This is a genomic window from Rhizobium sp. P44RR-XXIV, assembly GCF_001999485.2.
GTDB lineage: Bacteria > Pseudomonadota > Alphaproteobacteria > Rhizobiales > Rhizobiaceae > Rhizobium.
The window spans coordinates 1,176,745-1,193,302 of sequence record NZ_MPVZ02000028.1; the positions used below are offsets into that span (position 1 = coordinate 1,176,745).

Consider the following 16,558-nt stretch of genomic DNA (forward strand, 5'->3'; position numbering starts at 1 on the left):
TGCTCCTTACCAGCTCGACTTGACAATGCCCGGCACCTTGCCGAGATTGCCGAGTTCACGCAGCGCGATACGCGACATGCGCAGTTTGCGGTAGTAGGCGCGCGGACGGCCGGAAACTTCGCAACGATTGCGAATACGGGTCTTCGATCCATCGCGCGGGAGCGATGCCAACTTCAGAGTGGCCTTGAACCGGTCTTCGATCGAAAGAGACTGGTTCATGATGATTGCCTTCAGAGCAGCCCGCTTTGCGGATTGAGTGGCAACCGTATTGCGGCGGCGCTTGTTCTTTTCAACTGCGCTTGTCTTCGCCATATCAGGGTTCCTTTTCTACGCTCGTCGTTACGGTTATTGACGGAACGGGAAGTTGAACTCTTTCAGAAGAGTCCGGGCTTCGTCGTCCGTGTTCGCCGTCGTGCAAACGATGATGTCCATGCCCCACATCTGATCAACCTTGTCGTAGTTGATCTCTGGGAACACAATGTGCTCCTTGATGCCCATGGCAAAATTGCCACGACCGTCAAAGCTCTTCGGGTTCAGGCCGCGGAAGTCGCGAACGCGCGGAAGCGCGATGTTGACCAGACGATCCAGGAACTCATACATGCGAGCGCCGCGCAGGGTAACCTTGGCGCCGATCGGCATATTTTCGCGGACCTTGAAGCCTGCGATGGAGTTGCGTGCGCGTGTGATGACCGGCTTCTGGCCGGCAATCGCTGCGAGGTCGGCAGCAGCAACAGTCGGCTTCTTCGAATCAGCCGTTGCTTCGCCTACGCCCATGTTGATCACGATCTTTTCAAGCTTCGGGATCTGCATTTCGTTGGCGTAGGAGAAAGCCTCCTGCATAGCCGCGCGAATGCGAGCGTTGTATTCCTTCTTGAGCCGCGGCTCGTACTTTGCCTCAGCCATCGATCACTTCTCCAGAGGTCTTGGCCACACGGACCTTCTTGCCATCCACAACCTTGAAACCGACGCGGGTCGGCTTACCGTCCTTGTCGACGATTGCAATGTTGGACAGGTGAAGCGGGGCTTCCTTGCTGATGATGCCGGCTTCCTGGCTCTGCGTCTGGCGCTGGTGGCGCTTGACAACATTGACGCCACGAACGACCGCGCGGTCTTCCTTCGGCAGCACTTGAACGACTTCGCCGGTACGGCCCTTGTCCTTACCGGTCAATACGACGACCTTGTCGCCTTTACGGATCTTCTGCATCGCTCCGCTCCCTTACAGTACTTCTGGAGCCAGCGAGATGATCTTCATGTGGTTCTTGGCGCGAAGTTCGCGCGGAACCGGTCCGAAGATACGGGTGCCGATCGGCTCTTTTTTGTTGTCGATGAGGACTGCTGCGTTGGTATCGAAGCGGATGACGCTGCCATCCGGACGACGGATGTCCTTGGCGGTACGAACGACAACCGCCTTCATCACGTCACCTTTCTTCACACGGCCGCGCGGAATAGCCTCCTTGATCGAAACAACGATGACGTCGCCGATCGAGGCATACTTACGCTTGGAGCCGCCCAGCACCTTGATGCACATGACACGACGTGCGCCGGAATTATCCGCCACGTCGAGGTTTGTTTGCATCTGAATCATGTCAGGTCGCCTTCTTGTTGTTACCGGAATGGTTGGGTCAACCGACCCCCTACCCCGGCTTATGGACTAGTGTCTTGTCTGATTTTGCCGGGTTCCAGGACCGCTTCGGTCACCTTCACCAGCCATCAACAAAGCAAAAGAACGCCCGTTCTCGAGCGTCCTGCTTCCAAGCTCGTGCTTCATACAGATATTTCGCCCAAGCGCAAGGGCCTGAGCGAAATTCTGTTACTTGGACTGGGCGGAAACGACCGTCCAGGTCTTGTCCTTGGAGATCGGCGCGCATTCCTCGATGGAAACGACGTCGCCGATTTTGTACTGATTGTTCTCGTCGTGAGCCTTGTACTTCTTGGAACGACGAACGGTCTTCTGGAGCAGCGGGTGAGCGAAACGACGCTCTACGCGGACAACTACCGTCTTCTCGTTCTTGTCGCTGACCACGACGCCCTGCAGAATGCGCTTCGGCATGTTATTTTTCCTTTAGGCCTTTGCTTCTGCCGCCTTCTGGCGGGCAATGGTTTTCACGCGGGCGATGTCCTTACGGACTTCGTTGATGCGCGAGGACTTCTCAAGCTGGCCGGTCGCCTTCTGAAAGCGCAGGTTGAACTGCTCCTTCTTCAGCTTGGCAAGCTCGTCCTTGAGTTGGTCGGCGCTCAGGGCGCGAACATCTGCGGCTTTCATGAGCTTCTTCCTTACTCTGCGATGCGCTGCACGAAGCGCGTCTTGACTGAGAGCTTGGCGGACCCGAGGCGCAGAGCCTCACGAGCGATTTCTTCGCTTACGCCATCGATCTCGAACATCATGCGGCCGGGCTTGACCTTGCATGCCCAGTATTCGACGGAGCCCTTACCTTTACCCATACGGACTTCGGTCGGCTTCTTGGTGACCGGAACATCCGGAAACACGCGGATCCATACACGGCCGGCACGCTTCATGTAGCGCGTGATCGCGCGGCGGGCCGCTTCGATCTCGCGAGCGTTGACACGGTTTGGTTCCTGCGCCTTCAGACCGAATTCACCGAACGCAAGGTCAGAGCCGCCCTTGGCGACGCCCTTGATGCGACCTTTGAACTGCTTACGGTACTTCGTACGCTTTGGCTGCAACATTTTCTTATTCTCCGAACTTATCTGCCACGTACGCTATCAAGCGTTGTCGCGGCGGCGGTCTCTATCGCGATCGCGGCTAGCCGGACCCTGGGCGTCGCCCTCGAGCGCGCGGCGTTCGGAGGCCATCGGATCATGCTCAAGGATTTCGCCCTTGAAGATCCAAACCTTGATGCCGCAGATGCCGAAAGCGGTTTCTGCTTCAGCCGTACCGTAGTCGATGTCGGCGCGCAGCGTATGCAACGGCACGCGACCTTCGCGGTACCATTCCGTACGAGCGATTTCAGCACCGCCAAGACGGCCTGCGCAGGTGATCTTGATGCCTTCGGCGCCAAGACGCATCGCGGACTGAACGGCGCGCTTCATGGCACGACGGAAAGCAACGCGGCGTTCGAGCTGCTGAGCGATCGACTGGGCAACGAGCGTTGCGTCGATTTCCGGCTTGCGAACTTCAACGATGTTGAGGTGCGTTTCGGAATTCGTCATGTCCGACAGCTTCTTGCGGAGCTTGTCGATGTCAGCGCCCTTCTTGCCGATGATCAGGCCCGGACGAGCCGAGTGGATCGTGACGCGGCACTTCTTGTGCGGACGCTCGATGACCACCTTGGAGATACCAGCCTGCTTCAGTTCGTTCATGACGAACTTGCGCATCTTCAGGTCTTCGTGAAGAAGCTGGCCATACTCGGCATTGTCCGCAAACCAGCGGCTATCCCAGGTACGGTTGATGCCAAGACGAAAACCGATTGGATTGATTTTCTGACCCATTATGCGGCCTCCTCTTGAGCTTCCACTTCACGAACGACGATCGTCAGATGCGCGAACGGACGTTCGATGCGCGATGCACGACCGCGGCCACGAGCGTGGAAACGCTTCATGACGATCGACTTGCCGACGTAGGCTTCAGCCACGACCAGCGAGTCAACGTCGAGATCATGGTTGTTCTCTGCATTGGCGATCGCGGATTCGAGCGTCTTCTTGACGGCGCCTGCGATACGCTTGCGCGAGAATTCCAGCTCTGCGAGCGCGCGATCAACCTTCTTGCCGCGGATAGAAGCCGCGACCAGGTTGAGCTTCTGCGGGCTGACACGGAGCGTGCGCGCAACTGCCTGCGCCTCATTATCCTTCAGCCGGCGTTCGGTTTTTGCCTTGCCCATTGTTACTTCCTCTTCGCCTTCTTGTCCGCACCGTGACCATAATAGGTACGGGTCGGGGCGAACTCGCCGAACTTGTGTCCGACCATGTCTTCATTGACGCTGACCGGAATATGCTTGCTGCCGTTGTAAACACCAAAGGTGAGACCAACGAACTGCGGCATGATGGTGGAGCGACGGCTCCACATCTTGATCACTTCGTTACGTCCGCCTTCACGCACCTTCTCAGCCTTCTTGAGAAGATAGCCGTCAACAAACGGACCTTTCCATACTGAACGAGCCACTTGAGACTTCCTCTCTTACTTCTTGCGCTGATGGCGCGAGCGCATGATCATCTTGTCGGTCGACTTGTTCGACCGCGTACGCTTGCCCTTGGTCGGCTTGCCCCACGGGGTCACCGGATGGCGACCACCAGAGGTGCGGCCTTCACCACCGCCGTGCGGATGGTCGACCGGGTTCATGACGACGCCGCGGTTATGCGGCTTCTTGCCGCGCCAACGCGAACGACCGGCCTTACCGTCGTTGATGTTGGCGTGATCCGGGTTGGAAACGGCACCGATCGTTGCAAGGCAGCTGCCGTGCACGAGGCGCTGTTCGCCGGAGTTCAGGCGAAGGATCGCCATACCCTGGTCACGACCAACGAGCTGGGCGTAGGAACCAGCAGAGCGACCGATCTGACCACCCTTGCCCGGCTTCATTTCCACATTGTGGATGATGGAGCCGACCGGGATGAACTGAAGCGGCATGGTGTTGCCCGGCTTCACGTCCACGGCCTTTTCCGAAGCGATGACCTTGTCGCCGGCAGTCAGACGCTGCGGAGCGAGGATGTAGGCCAGTTCGCCGTCCGTGTACTTCACCAGAGCGATGTAAGCGGTACGGTTCGGATCGTATTCGATACGCTCGACGGTGCCCTCAACGTCGAACTTGCGACGCTTGAAGTCGACCAGACGATAGGTGCGCTTGTGACCACCGCCCTGGAAACGAACGGTGATACGGCCGGTGTTGTTACGGCCGCCCTTGGAGGTCAGGCCTTCCGTCAGCGCCTTGACCGGCTTGCCCTTGTAGAGCGAAGAGCGGTCGACGATGACCAGCTGACGCTGGCTCGGGGTCGTCGGATTGAATGTTTTCAATGCCATTTTCTTATTCCTCAGAGACCGGTGGAGACGTCGATCGACTGGCCTTCGGCGAGCGTCACGATAGCCTTCTTCACGTCCTTCTGCTTGCCGACGAGACCTTTGAACCGCTTGGTCTTGCCCAGGCGCAGCAGGGTGTTGACGGCCGTTACCTTGACGCCGAACAGCGCTTCGACGGCAGCCTTGATTTCAGGCTTCGTCGCGGTCTTGGCAACGTTGAAAACAACCTGATTGTTGTCCGAAAGCAGGGTGGACTTTTCGGTGATCGCAGGAGAAACGATCACATCGTAATGGCGAAGATCCGTCACTTGAATCGCTCCTCTAGAGCCTCAACTGCAGCCTTGGACAGCACAAGCTTGCCGCGGCGCAGGATGTCGTAAACGTTGATGCCCTGAACCGGCAGAACATCGATATTCGGGATGTTCGCGGCTGCGAGCTTGAAGTTGCTGTCGAGCTCTGCACCACCGATGAAGAGCGCGTTGGTCAGGCCCAGCGTCTCGAAAGCACCGGCCAGAGCCTTGGTCTTCGCATCAGCTGCGACCAGGCTGTCGAGAACGATAACGTCCTCAGCCTTGAACTTAGCGGAGAGCGCGAGACGCAGGCCGAGGGCGCGAACCTTCTTGGGAAGGTCATGCTCATGGCTGCGCACGACCGGGCCGTGAGCCTTACCACCGCCGCGGAACTGCGGAGCGCGAGCCGAATGGTGACGAGCGCGGCCCGTACCCTTCTGCTTGTACATCTTGGCGCCGGTGCGCGCAATTTCTGCGCGGCCCTTAGCCTTGTGCGTGCCCTGGCGCTTCTTGGCGAGCTGCCAGCGAATGACGCGTGCGATGATATCTTCACGCGGCTCAAGGCCGAAAATCGCATCAGAAAGGGAAACCTTCCCAGCGTCTTTGCCCTCGAGGGTCTTGACGTTCAATTCCATTGGTTTGGCTCCCTTACTTCGATGCCGACTTGACGGCGTCGCGCACGATGATCCAGGCACCCTTGGAGCCAGGAACCGCACCCTTGATAAGGATCAGACCGCGATCTTCGTCGGTCGATACCACTTCAAGGTTCTGCGTCGTCACGCGCGTCTGGCCCATGTGACCAGCCATCTTCTTGTTCTTGAACACCTTGCCCGGATCCTGGCGCGAGCCGGTCGAACCGTGCGAGCGGTGCGAAACCGACACACCGTGCGTGGCACGCAGACCGCCGAAGCCGTGACGCTTGATAGCGCCGGCAAAGCCCTTACCGATCGTCGTGCCGGTCACGTCAACGAGCTGGCCCGCTGCAAAGTGAGCTGCCTTGATCTCGGTACCGACTTCAAGCAGGTTGTCGTCCGTGACACGGAATTCAACGAGCTTGGCCTTCGGCTCTACGCTGGCGACGGCGAAATGACCGCGCAGGGCCTTCGTCGTGTTCTTAACTTTTGCCTGGCCGGCACCGAGCTGTACTGCGGTGTAGCCATTCTTCTCTACTGTGCGCTGGGCCACGACCTGGCAGCCTTCCAAACGCAATACGGTTACCGGGACATGCTCGCCGGCGTCGTTATAGACGCGGGTCATTCCCACCTTCTGTGCAATCACACCTGAACGCATCGGTTCAATCCTTCTCACTCAGCTCGAGACCAGGTCTCAGAGCTTGATCTCAACATCGACACCGGCGGCGAGATCGAGCTTCATCAGCGCGTCTACCGTCTGCGGGGTCGGGTCAACGATGTCGAGAAGGCGCTTATGCGTGCGCATCTCGAACTGCTCGCGGCTCTTCTTGTCGATGTGCGGGGACCGGTTCACCGTGAACTTCTCGATACGGGTCGGAAGCGGAACGGGCCCGGACGCTAGCACCGGTGCGCTTAGCCGTCGACACGATCTCGCGCGTGGAAGCGTCGAGAATCCGATGATCGAACGCCTTAAGGCGGATGCGGATATTCTGGCCGTTCATTCGACTTTATCCTTGTGTTTGTTATCCGCGCGTCTCTCTAAGAGACACGTCTTTACCTTTAGTTACCTTAGGCGGGCCACCGGTTTCAAAGATCGAGAGGGACACCGAATTTATCGGCGTCCCCATCACTCATTTGCGGGCCTTGGCCAGCCGCCTGCTTATTACTCGACGATGGAGGCAACGATGCCTGCGCCGACGGTACGGCCGCCTTCGCGGATAGCGAAGCGAAGCTTTTCTTCCATCGCGATCGGAACGATCAGCTCAACGGCAACGGTGACGTTGTCGCCGGGCATAACCATTTCCGTGCCTTCCGGAAGCGTCACGATGCCGGTCACGTCCGTCGTACGGAAGTAGAACTGCGGACGGTAGTTCGTGAAGAACGGCGTATGACGGCCGCCTTCTTCCTTCGTCAGGATGTAGGCTTCAGCCATGAACTTCTTGTGCGGCTTGACAGAGCCCGGCTTGCACAGGATCTGACCACGCTCGACGCCGTCACGGTTAACACCGCGAACCAGTGCGCCGATGTTGTCGCCTGCCTGGCCCTGATCGAGCAGCTTACGGAACATTTCAACGCCGGTAACCGTCGTCTTCGACGTCGCACGAATGCCGACGATTTCGACTTCTTCACCAACCTTGACGATACCGCGCTCAACGCGACCCGTCACAACCGTACCACGGCCGGAGATCGAGAACACGTCTTCGATCGGCATCAGGAACGGCTGGTCGATCGGACGCTCAGGCGTCGGGATGTAGGCGTCAACCTGAGCCATCAGCTCGCGGATCGCGTCTTCACCGATCTTCTTGTCAGAGTCTTCAAGAGCAGCAAGTGCCGAACCCTTGACAACCGGGATATCGTCGCCCGGGAAGTCGTAGGACGACAGAAGTTCGCGAACTTCGAGCTCGACGAGTTCGAGAAGCTCGGCGTCGTCAACCTGGTCGACCTTGTTCAGGAACACAACGATTGCCGGAACGCCAACCTGACGAGCAAGCAGGATGTGCTCGCGGGTCTGCGGCATCGGGCCGTCGGCTGCCGAGCAAACCAGGATCGCGCCGTCCATCTGGGCCGCGCCGGTGATCATGTTCTTGACATAGTCAGCGTGGCCGGGGCAGTCGACGTGAGCGTAGTGACGAGCAGGCGTCTCATACTCAACGTGGGCCGTCGAGATCGTGATACCACGAGCCTTCTCTTCCGGAGCAGCGTCGATCTGGTCGTACGCCTTGAACTCGCCGAAGTACTTCGTGATCGCTGCTGTCAGCGACGTCTTGCCGTGGTCAACGTGCCCAATCGTACCAATGTTAACGTGAGGCTTATTGCGCTCAAACTTACTCTTTGCCATTTTCGGCTCTCCGTTTTTCCTGTCCCCGAGGGGATCAATTCTTGTTATCGGTCAATTGGTATTCCGGTCACTTCTGACCGGAATACTTTGCCTGGATTTCCTGTGCGACGTTCGACGGAACCGGCGCGTAATGGTCGAAGGTCATCGTGTACTGTGCACGACCCTGGGACATGGAGCGCAGGTTATCGACGTACTTGAACATGTTCGCCAGCGGGACGTTCGCGTTGATGACAACCGCGATACCGCGGCTTTCCTGGCCCTGGATCTGGCCACGACGCGAGTTCAGATCGCCGATAACGTCACCGACGTAATCTTCCGGCGTCACGACTTCGACCTTCATCATCGGCTCGAGGAGCTGGGCACCAGCTTCACGGGCTGCTTCACGGAAGCAAGCGCGCGAGGCGATTTCGAAGGCCAGAACCGACGAGTCGACGTCGTGGAAGGCGCCATCGATGAGCGTCGCCTTGACGCCGAGCATCGGGAAGCCAGCCAGCGGGCCCGAAGACAGAACGCTTTCGATACCCTTCTGAACGCCCGGGATGTATTCCTTCGGAACAGAACCGCCGACGATCTTCGACTCGAACTTGAAGTCTTCGCCATCCGGGTTCGGTTCGAACACGATCTTGACGCGAGCGAACTGACCAGTACCACCCGACTGCTTCTTGTGGGTGTAGTCCTTTTCCGTCTGACGCGTGATGGTTTCGCGGTAAGCAACCTGCGGCGCGCCGACGGTAGCTTCAACCTTGAATTCACGACGCATGCGGTCGACGATGATGTCGAGGTGAAGTTCACCCATGCCGGCGATGATCGTCTGACCCGATTCCTGGTCCGTCTTCACGCGGAAGGACGGATCTTCGGCAGCCAGGCGGTTGAGCGCGAGGCCCATCTTTTCCTGGTCGCCCTTGGTCTTCGGCTCGATCGCGATCTGGATGACCGGCTCGGGGAATTCCATGCGCTCGAGGATAACCGGCTTCAGCGGATCGCAGAGCGTATCGCCAGTGGTGGTTTCCTTGAGGCCGGCCAGAGCAACGATGTCGCCAGCGAAGGCTTCTTCGATGTCTTCACGCGAGTTCGAGTGCATCTGCAGCATACGGCCGACGCGCTCGCGCTTGTCCTTGACCGTGTTCATGACCGATGCGCCCTTTTCGAGCTTGCCGGAGTAAACGCGGGCGAAGGTCAGCGAACCGACGAAGGGGTCGTTCATGATCTTGAATGCCAGCATGGACAACGGCTCGCTGTCGTCAGCATGACGTTCGATTTCGGCTTCCGTCTTGAAGTCGATACCCTTGATCGCCGGAATGTCGAGCGGCGACGGCAGGTAATCGACAACGGCGTCGAGCAGCGGCTGAACGCCCTTGTTCTTGAAGGCGGTGCCGCAGAACATCGGATGGAACTTGACGTCGATCGTGCCGCGACGGACGAGCGCGCGGATCTGATCGTTGTCAGGCAGGTTGCCTTCGAGGTAGGCTTCGGTCGCGGCTTCGTCGATCTCGACAACGGTCTCGATCAGCTTTTCGCGATATTCAGCAGCCTTGGCCTTCATGTCTTCCGGGATTTCGACGACGTCCCACTGAGCGCCGAGCGATTCGTCGCGCCAGATGAGAGCATTCATCTCGATCAGGTCGATAACGCCCTTGAACTCGGTTTCGGCACCGATCGGCAGCTGCATGACAACAGCGGTCGCACCGAGACGGGTCTTGATCATCTCAACCGAGCGATAGAAGTCAGCGCCGGTCTTGTCCATCTTGTTGCAGAAGATCATGCGCGGAACATGATACTTCTCAGCCTGACGCCAGACGGTTTCCGTCTGCGGCTCAACGCCGGCGTTGGCGTCGAGCAGAGCGATGGCACCGTCGAGAACGCGCAGCGAACGCTCGACTTCGATGGTGAAGTCGACGTGGCCGGGGGTGTCGATGATGTTGAAACGGCGGGTCTTGCCGTCACGGCCCTTCCAGTAGGTCGTGGTAGCAGCAGAGGTGATCGTGATGCCACGCTCCTGCTCCTGCTCCATCCAGTCCATGGTGGCTGCGCCGTCGTGCACTTCACCGATCTTGTGCGACTTACCGGTGTAATAAAGAATACGCTCGGTGGTCGTGGTCTTGCCGGCGTCGATGTGCGCCATGATACCGAAATTGCGGTAGTCTTCGATTTTATATTCGCGAGCCATAATGGACTGCCTTTCCGAAACCGTTCGGGATTACCAGCGATAATGCGAGAACGCACGGTTGGCATCAGCCATCTTGTGCGTGTCTTCGCGCTTCTTGACGGCAGCGCCGCGGTTGTTGGAGGCATCGAGAAGTTCGCCGCTCAGGCGGTCAACCATGGTGGTTTCGTTGCGCTTGCGAGCAGCAGTGATCAGCCAGCGAATGGCCAGAGCCTGACGGCGCTCCGGACGAACGTCGACCGGAACCTGGTAGGTAGCACCACCAACACGACGCGAACGAACTTCAACGTGCGGAGCGATGTTATCCAAAGCCTGATGGAACACGCCGAGCGGTTCCTGCTTTGCCTTGCCCTGCACGGCGTCGAATGCGCCGTATACGATGTTTTCAGCTACGGACTTCTTGCCGTCGAGCATGATGGCATTCATGAACTTCGTAACGACCAGATCGCCGAACTTCGGGTCCGGATTGATCTCGCGCTTTTCTGCTCTATGACGTCTGGACATGTACTTCTCGTCTCTCAACTGTTAGCGGCGCTTCACCACGCGGAGAACCTCGCGCAGCACCGGATTATCTGAAACCGAATTACTTCGGACGCTTCGCACCGTACTTGGAACGGCGCTGCTTGCGGTTCTTGACACCCTGGGTATCGAGAACGCCGCGGATGATGTGGTAACGAACGCCCGGAAGGTCCTTTACGCGGCCGCCACGGATCATGACGACAGAGTGTTCCTGAAGGTTGTGACCTTCACCGGGAATGTAACCAATGACTTCGAAGCCGTTGGTCAGACGGATCTTTGCGACCTTACGCAGAGCCGAGTTCGGCTTCTTCGGCGTGGTCGTGTAAACGCGGGTGCAAACGCCACGCTTCTGCGGGTTTTCCTGGAGAGCAGGAACCTTATTGCGCTTTACCTGCGCCTGGCGAGGCTTGCGGATCAGCTGGTTTACGGTAGGCATTCAACCATCCCTTGTAAATCTATCTCGACACCCTTGCGGGCATGACTATCGCCGTCACCGGCAACGACACACGATCGTCTCAATGCGCAAAACGTGGCCCGATCCGCTTTCGCAGATGGACCACAGAAAAGCAGAGGACACCAAGATGGCGTCTTGCGTGCAGCATTCTTGTCTTCAACGTGCGTTTAGAACCTTGTTTGAGGTGAACTCCAGAGCGCGTCGCTCCGAACAGCCATGCCTCACATGGGTCCCGATGGCGGCGGTACTACTGGTTTCCCGCCGTTTCGTCAAGGCCGGTTAAGAAATTATCTTTGTCACAAAGGCCCGGAAGCCCGGGAAAACCGGCCATTTGACGCTTTGAATACGGAAATGGCGGCTCTTCGGCAAGATGGACTTTGGTATTTCGCCAAAATCCCTATAAGGAATCACCGAAAGCCAATTCCACCCGATGACCCCAGGCAACCACGAGGAATCGCCGGGTCGATTCGATACTCCCGAAGGAAGACTCATGATTACTGCGCCAGACAACGACAACAATTCCGACGGCCCCATGGTCTTCATCATCATCGGCAAGGGCTACGAGACCGATGGCGGAGAAGGCATCGACCTGCATGTCATGCTGCGGGCGCCGGACGACGACACGGCCGTACGCGAGGCTCTCAACGCGCTCGCCGAGGAAGGCTTCATCGAGGCGGATCTCGACCAGATCGGCATGCTGACGGATGTTCCGGACGAAGAACCGCACGCATCGGCCTATCAGGGCGCGCTCGAGGGCGAAGTCGCGATTATCCGGTTCCGCTGACGGGCCGCGCCTCCCCGAGGCAGGCGCCCCTCCCTCCCCTTATCACGAGACAAAAAGAAACCGCCCGGATCGCTCCGGGCGGTTTCTTATTTTCTATGGTCGCGGTCTCGCTTATTCAGCGGCCGGGGCATTCTCGCCAGCCATATCCTGCAGCATCGGCGTTGCGACAGCTGCGCCCGTCCCCTTGCGACGCTCTTCGAGAATGAGCTCGTCGCGAGCCGTAGCGATACGGCGGATCTGGGTCATGGTGCCGCCGGTACCGGCCGGGATGAGGCGGCCGACGATGACGTTTTCCTTCAGACCCTGCAGACCGTCGGTCTTGCCGGCAATCGCAGCTTCGGTCAGCACCTTCGTTGTTTCCTGGAAGGAAGCGGCGGAGATGAAGGACGGCGTCTGCAGCGATGCCTTGGTGATCCCGAGCAGAACCGGATCACCGTAAGCAGGCTTCTTGCCTTCTTCGATCAGGCGGTCGTTGTTGTCGTCCAGCTCGATACGGTCGACGTTGTCGCCGACGATGTACTGGCTGTCGCCTGCATCGGTGATTTCCACCTTCTGCAGCATCTGACGGACAATCACTTCGATGTGCTTGTCGTTGATGACAACGCCCTGCAAGCGGTAGACTTCCTGGATTTCGTTGACCAGGTAGGAAGCCAGAGCCTCCACGCCCTTGATCGCCAGGATGTCGTGCGGAGCCGGGTTACCGTCGAGGATGTAATCACCCTTTTCGATGTAGTCGCCTTCCTGAAGGTGGAAGGGCTTGCCCTTCGGGATCAGGTATTCGACCGGCTCGACACCGTCTTCCGCCGGCTCGATGATGACACGGCGCTTGTTCTTGTAGTCGCGGCCGAGGCGGATCGTACCATCGATCTCTGCGATGATGGCGTGGTCCTTCGGACGACGAGCTTCGAACAGTTCGGCAACACGCGGCAGACCACCGGTGATGTCCTTGGTCTTGGCGCTTTCCAGCGGCGAACGGGCAAGAACGTCGCCCTGCGACACCTTCTGGCCCGGCTCGACGGACAGGATCGCGTCGACCGAGAGCAGGAAGCGGGCTTCACCGCCACGCGACAGCTTGGCAACATTGCCGCTGGCGTCCTTGATGACGATCGCCGGCTTCAGGTCCGAACCGCGCGGCGTCGAACGCCAGTCGATAACCTGACGCTTGGTGATGCCGGTGGATTCGTCGGTCGCTTCGAGAACCGAAAGACCGTCGATGACGTCTTCGAACTGAACCGTACCGGCCAATTCCGTCATCATCGGACGGGTATACGGGTCCCATTCCGCCAGACGCTGGCCGCGCTTCACCTTGTCGCCCTCGTCGACATAGATCTTGGAGCCGTAAGCAACGCGCTGCGAGGAGCGCTCGACGCCACGTTCGTCCAGGATCTGAACCGCCATGTTGCGGCCCATGGCAACCAGGTTACCATCGGAGTTGCGCAGCATGTTGCGGTTCTTGATCTGCACCGTGCCTTCATACGAAGCTTCCAGGAACGACTGGTCGACCACGGTCGCCGTGCCGCCCAAGTGGAAGGTACGCATGGTCAGCTGCGTGCCCGGCTCACCGATCGACTGTGCGGCGATAACGCCGACAGCTTCACCGAGGTTGACAGGCGTACCGCGAGCCAGGTCGCGGCCGTAGCAGACCGAGCATACGCCCGTCTGGATTTCGCAGGTCAGTGCCGAACGGATACGGATCGACTGGATACCAGCCTTCTCGATCTCGATGACATCCGGTTCCAGGATCATGGTGCCGGCATCGACGATGCGCTCACCCGTGACCGGATGATCGATATCGTCCAGTGCCGTACGGCCGAGGATGCGGGCGCCGAGCGAAGCAACGACCTGACCGGCATCGACGATGGCGGTCATGGTGAGGCCCTTGTCGGTGCCGCAATCCACGTGCGTGACGATGCAATCCTGAGCGACGTCGACGAGACGGCGGGTCAGGTAGCCCGAGTTCGCGGTCTTCAAGGCGGTGTCTGCAAGACCCTTACGGGCACCGTGCGTCGAGTTGAAGTACTCGTTAACGGTCAGGCCTTCCTTGAAGTTCGAGATGATCGGCGTCTCGATGATTTCGCCCGACGGCTTGGCCATGAGGCCGCGCATGCCGCCCAACTGACGCATCTGGTTCGGTGAACCACGAGCGCCCGAATGGCTCATCATGTAGATCGAGTTCATCGGCTTCTGACGACCGGTCTTTTCGTCGAATTCGACGGCCTTAATGCGGGCCATCATTTCTTCGGCGACCTTTTCGGTAGCCTTGCCCCAAGCGTCGACAACCTTGTTGTACTTTTCGCCCTGGGTGATCAGACCGTCATTGTACTGCTGTTCGTATTCCTTGACCAAGGCTTCGGTGTCGCCAACGATCTTAACCTTGGTATCCGGAATGACCATGTCGTCCTTGCCGAACGAAATGCCGGCGCGGCAAGCATGGGAGAAGCCGAGCTGCATGATGCGGTCGCAGAAAATGACCGTGTCCTTCTGGCCGCAATGGCGGTAGACCGTGTCGATCATCTTGGAGATGTTCTTCTTGGTCATTTCCTGGTTGCAGATATCGAAGGTCACCTTGCCGTGCTTCGGCAGAAGTTCGCCGATCAGCAGGCGGCCAGGCGTCGTTTCGTAGATCTTCGAATAGGGCTTGCCCTCTTCGTCGACCGACTTGAAGCGGCCGCGGATCTTCGAATGCAGCGTGACGACCTTGTTTTCGAGTGCATGGTGCAGCTCGCCGAGGTCGGAGAAGGCCATGCCTTCGCCCGGCTCGTTCTGGTTCAGGATCGACAGATAGTAGAGACCGAGAACCATGTCCTGCGAGGGAACGATGATCGGTGCGCCGTTTGCCGGATGCAGGATGTTGTTGGTCGACATCATCAGCACGCGTGCTTCAAGCTGGGCTTCAAGCGACAGCGGTACGTGAACAGCCATCTGGTCGCCGTCGAAGTCGGCGTTGAAGGCCGTGCAGACGAGCGGGTGCAGCTGGATGGCCTTGCCTTCGACCAGCATGGGTTCGAAGGCCTGGATGCCCAGGCGGTGCAGCGTCGGTGCGCGGTTCAGGAGAACCGGATGCTCGCGGATGACCTCGTCGAGGATATCCCAGACTTCCGGCTTTTCCTTTTCGACCAGCTTCTTGGCCTGCTTGACGGTCGAGGAGTAACCCTTGGCGTCGAGGCGGGCGTAGATGAACGGCTTAAACAGCTCGAGCGCCATCTTCTTCGGCAGGCCGCACTGGTGCAGCTTCAGTTCCGGACCGGTCACGATGACCGAACGGCCGGAATAGTCGACGCGCTTGCCGAGCAGGTTCTGACGGAAGCGGCCCTGCTTGCCCTTGAGCATGTCGGACAGCGACTTCAGCGGACGCTTGTTGGCGCCGGTGATGACGCGGCCACGGCGGCCGTTGTCGAACAGCGCATCGACAGATTCCTGCAGCATGCGCTTTTCGTTACGGATGATGATGCCCGGAGCGCGCAATTCGATGAGGCGCTTCAGACGGTTGTTACGGTTGATGACGCGGCGATACAGATCGTTCAGATCCGACGTCGCGAAGCGACCGCCATCGAGCGGAACCAGCGGACGCAGGTCCGGCGGGATGACCGGGACGACCTTCATGATCATCCATTCCGGACGGTTGCCCGATTCCATGAAGTTCTCGACGATCTTCAGGCGCTTCATCAGCTTCTTCTGCTTGAGATCCGACGTGGTGTCGGCAAGCTCGGAGCGCAGATCGCCGGCGATCTTTTCGAGCTGCATGCTGGCAAGCATCTCGTAGATCGCTTCAGCACCGATCATGGCGGTGAACTGGTCTTCGCCATACTCGTCGATGGCGAGCATGTACTCTTCTTCCGACAGAAGCTGATGCTCCTTAAGAGCAGTCAGGCCCGGCTCGGTGACGATGTAGTTCTCGAAGTACAGAACGCGCTCGACATCCTTCAGCGTCATGTCGAGCAGCGTCGAAATGCGAGAAGGCAGCGACTTCAGGAACCAGATGTGGGCAACGGGAGCGGCGAGCTCGATATGGCCCATGCGCTCACGGCGAACGCGCGACAGCGTGACTTCGACGCCGCACTTTTCGCAGATGATGCCCTTGTACTTCATGCGCTTGTACTTGCCGCACAGGCACTCGTAATCCTTGATCGGCCCGAAGATTCGCGCGCAGAAAAGACCATCGCGTTCCGGCTTGAACGTACGATAGTTGATCGTTTCCGGCTTCTTGATCTCGCCATAAGACCAGGAAAGAATCTTCTCCGGCGATGCGATCGATATCCGGATGGAATCGAAGTTCTGTGCAGGCACCTGCGGATTGAAAAGATTCATGACCTCTTGGTTCATGCCTGTCTCCTTTTGGGGCGAAGCGCCCTCGAACTGCAATCAGTGCCGGCAAATTCCCGGGAACCGGACTGACGCGCTAAAACGA

General features: G+C 58.7%; 20 protein-coding genes and 1 pseudogene. 1 reads left to right on the top strand and 20 read right to left on the bottom strand.

The genetic code is table 11. The features are described from left to right. Nucleotides 1-6: 6 nt before the first annotated feature. From rpsN to rpsL, 19 genes and pseudogenes are all read right to left on the bottom strand, one after another. Entirely contained in the window at nucleotides 7-312 is a 306-nt protein-coding gene (gene rpsN, locus BSK43_RS22920) for a 30S ribosomal protein S14 (protein WP_068386075.1), read from the bottom strand. A 33-nt stretch (nucleotides 313-345) separates the two neighbouring features. Next, complete coding sequence (gene rplE / locus BSK43_RS22925; protein ID WP_068386073.1) at nucleotides 346-903, bottom strand: 50S ribosomal protein L5; 558 nt, start codon at nucleotides 901-903, stop codon at nucleotides 346-348. After that, a complete protein-coding gene (gene rplX, locus BSK43_RS22930; RefSeq protein ID WP_004118401.1) occupies nucleotides 896-1,204 on the bottom strand; it encodes a 50S ribosomal protein L24 in 309 nt (102 codons plus the stop codon). Before rplX ends, rplE begins: the two co-directional genes overlap by 8 nt. A gap of 12 nt (nucleotides 1,205-1,216) precedes the next feature. After that, the gene (gene rplN, locus BSK43_RS22935; RefSeq protein ID WP_003573790.1) at nucleotides 1,217-1,585 is read right to left on the bottom strand and encodes a 50S ribosomal protein L14; all 369 of its coding nucleotides are present in this window, start codon (nucleotides 1,583-1,585) and stop codon (nucleotides 1,217-1,219) included. 225 nt (nucleotides 1,586-1,810) lie between these two features. Beyond that, nucleotides 1,811-2,050 (bottom strand): 30S ribosomal protein S17, encoded by a 240-nt coding sequence (gene rpsQ, locus BSK43_RS22940; RefSeq protein WP_068386071.1) that lies wholly within the window; start codon nucleotides 2,048-2,050, stop codon nucleotides 1,811-1,813. A gap of 12 nt (nucleotides 2,051-2,062) precedes the next feature. After that, nucleotides 2,063-2,263 carry a 50S ribosomal protein L29 gene (gene rpmC, locus BSK43_RS22945; RefSeq protein ID WP_007690763.1) on the bottom strand — a complete coding sequence of 67 codons (201 nt, stop codon included), beginning with the start codon at nucleotides 2,261-2,263 and terminating at the stop codon, nucleotides 2,063-2,065. An 11-nt stretch (nucleotides 2,264-2,274) separates the two neighbouring features. Then, nucleotides 2,275-2,688 carry a 50S ribosomal protein L16 gene (rplP, locus tag BSK43_RS22950; protein WP_003547555.1) on the bottom strand — a complete coding sequence of 138 codons (414 nt, stop codon included), beginning with the start codon at nucleotides 2,686-2,688 and terminating at the stop codon, nucleotides 2,275-2,277. A gap of 36 nt (nucleotides 2,689-2,724) precedes the next feature. Further along, nucleotides 2,725-3,450: a 30S ribosomal protein S3 gene (gene rpsC / locus BSK43_RS22955; RefSeq protein ID WP_004118393.1), complete on the bottom strand. Its 726-nt coding sequence runs from the start codon at nucleotides 3,448-3,450 to the stop codon at nucleotides 2,725-2,727. Continuing rightward, entirely contained in the window at nucleotides 3,450-3,839 is a 390-nt protein-coding gene (rplV, locus tag BSK43_RS22960; protein ID WP_015339603.1) for a 50S ribosomal protein L22, read from the bottom strand. The genes rpsC and rplV overlap by 1 nt, the downstream gene beginning before the upstream one ends. A 2-nt stretch (nucleotides 3,840-3,841) precedes the next feature. Beyond that, nucleotides 3,842-4,120 (bottom strand): 30S ribosomal protein S19, encoded by a 279-nt coding sequence (rpsS, locus tag BSK43_RS22965; RefSeq protein ID WP_037199970.1) that lies wholly within the window; start codon nucleotides 4,118-4,120, stop codon nucleotides 3,842-3,844. 15 nt (nucleotides 4,121-4,135) lie between these two features. Next, the gene (rplB, locus tag BSK43_RS22970; protein ID WP_068386070.1) at nucleotides 4,136-4,972 is read right to left on the bottom strand and encodes a 50S ribosomal protein L2; all 837 of its coding nucleotides are present in this window, start codon (nucleotides 4,970-4,972) and stop codon (nucleotides 4,136-4,138) included. An 11-nt stretch (nucleotides 4,973-4,983) separates the two neighbouring features. Next, entirely contained in the window at nucleotides 4,984-5,277 is a 294-nt protein-coding gene (locus BSK43_RS22975; protein WP_007690755.1) for a 50S ribosomal protein L23, read from the bottom strand. After that, nucleotides 5,274-5,894: a 50S ribosomal protein L4 gene (gene rplD, locus BSK43_RS22980; RefSeq protein WP_077469709.1), complete on the bottom strand. Its 621-nt coding sequence runs from the start codon at nucleotides 5,892-5,894 to the stop codon at nucleotides 5,274-5,276. Before rplD ends, BSK43_RS22975 begins: the two co-directional genes overlap by 4 nt. A 13-nt stretch (nucleotides 5,895-5,907) precedes the next feature. After that, complete coding sequence (gene rplC / locus BSK43_RS22985) at nucleotides 5,908-6,549, bottom strand: 50S ribosomal protein L3 (RefSeq protein WP_068386068.1); 642 nt, start codon at nucleotides 6,547-6,549, stop codon at nucleotides 5,908-5,910. A gap of 36 nt (nucleotides 6,550-6,585) precedes the next feature. Beyond that, nucleotides 6,586-6,892: pseudogene (rpsJ, locus tag BSK43_RS22990) on the bottom strand (30S ribosomal protein S10). A gap of 161 nt (nucleotides 6,893-7,053) precedes the next feature. Continuing rightward, entirely contained in the window at nucleotides 7,054-8,229 is a 1,176-nt protein-coding gene (gene tuf, locus BSK43_RS22995; protein WP_077473019.1) for an elongation factor Tu, read from the bottom strand. A gap of 67 nt (nucleotides 8,230-8,296) precedes the next feature. Then, the gene (fusA, locus tag BSK43_RS23000) at nucleotides 8,297-10,396 is read right to left on the bottom strand and encodes an elongation factor G (protein WP_068386065.1); all 2,100 of its coding nucleotides are present in this window, start codon (nucleotides 10,394-10,396) and stop codon (nucleotides 8,297-8,299) included. A gap of 30 nt (nucleotides 10,397-10,426) precedes the next feature. Next, the gene (rpsG, locus tag BSK43_RS23005) at nucleotides 10,427-10,897 is read right to left on the bottom strand and encodes a 30S ribosomal protein S7 (protein ID WP_034486676.1); all 471 of its coding nucleotides are present in this window, start codon (nucleotides 10,895-10,897) and stop codon (nucleotides 10,427-10,429) included. Nucleotides 10,898-10,976: 79 nt separating this feature from the next. Next, nucleotides 10,977-11,348, bottom strand: a complete 372-nt coding sequence (gene rpsL, locus BSK43_RS23010) for a 30S ribosomal protein S12 (RefSeq protein WP_003507760.1) — start codon at nucleotides 11,346-11,348, stop codon at nucleotides 10,977-10,979. 508 nt (nucleotides 11,349-11,856) lie between these two features. On the opposite strand from rpsL, the gene BSK43_RS23015 reads away from it, so the two are divergent. Beyond that, the gene (locus tag BSK43_RS23015) at nucleotides 11,857-12,150 is read left to right on the top strand and encodes a transcriptional regulator (protein WP_068386063.1); all 294 of its coding nucleotides are present in this window, start codon (nucleotides 11,857-11,859) and stop codon (nucleotides 12,148-12,150) included. A 111-nt stretch (nucleotides 12,151-12,261) separates the two neighbouring features. On the opposite strand, the gene rpoC is transcribed toward BSK43_RS23015, so the two are convergent. Next, entirely contained in the window at nucleotides 12,262-16,473 is a 4,212-nt protein-coding gene (gene rpoC / locus BSK43_RS23020; protein WP_068387800.1) for a DNA-directed RNA polymerase subunit beta', read from the bottom strand. Nucleotides 16,474-16,558: the final 85 nt, after the last annotated feature.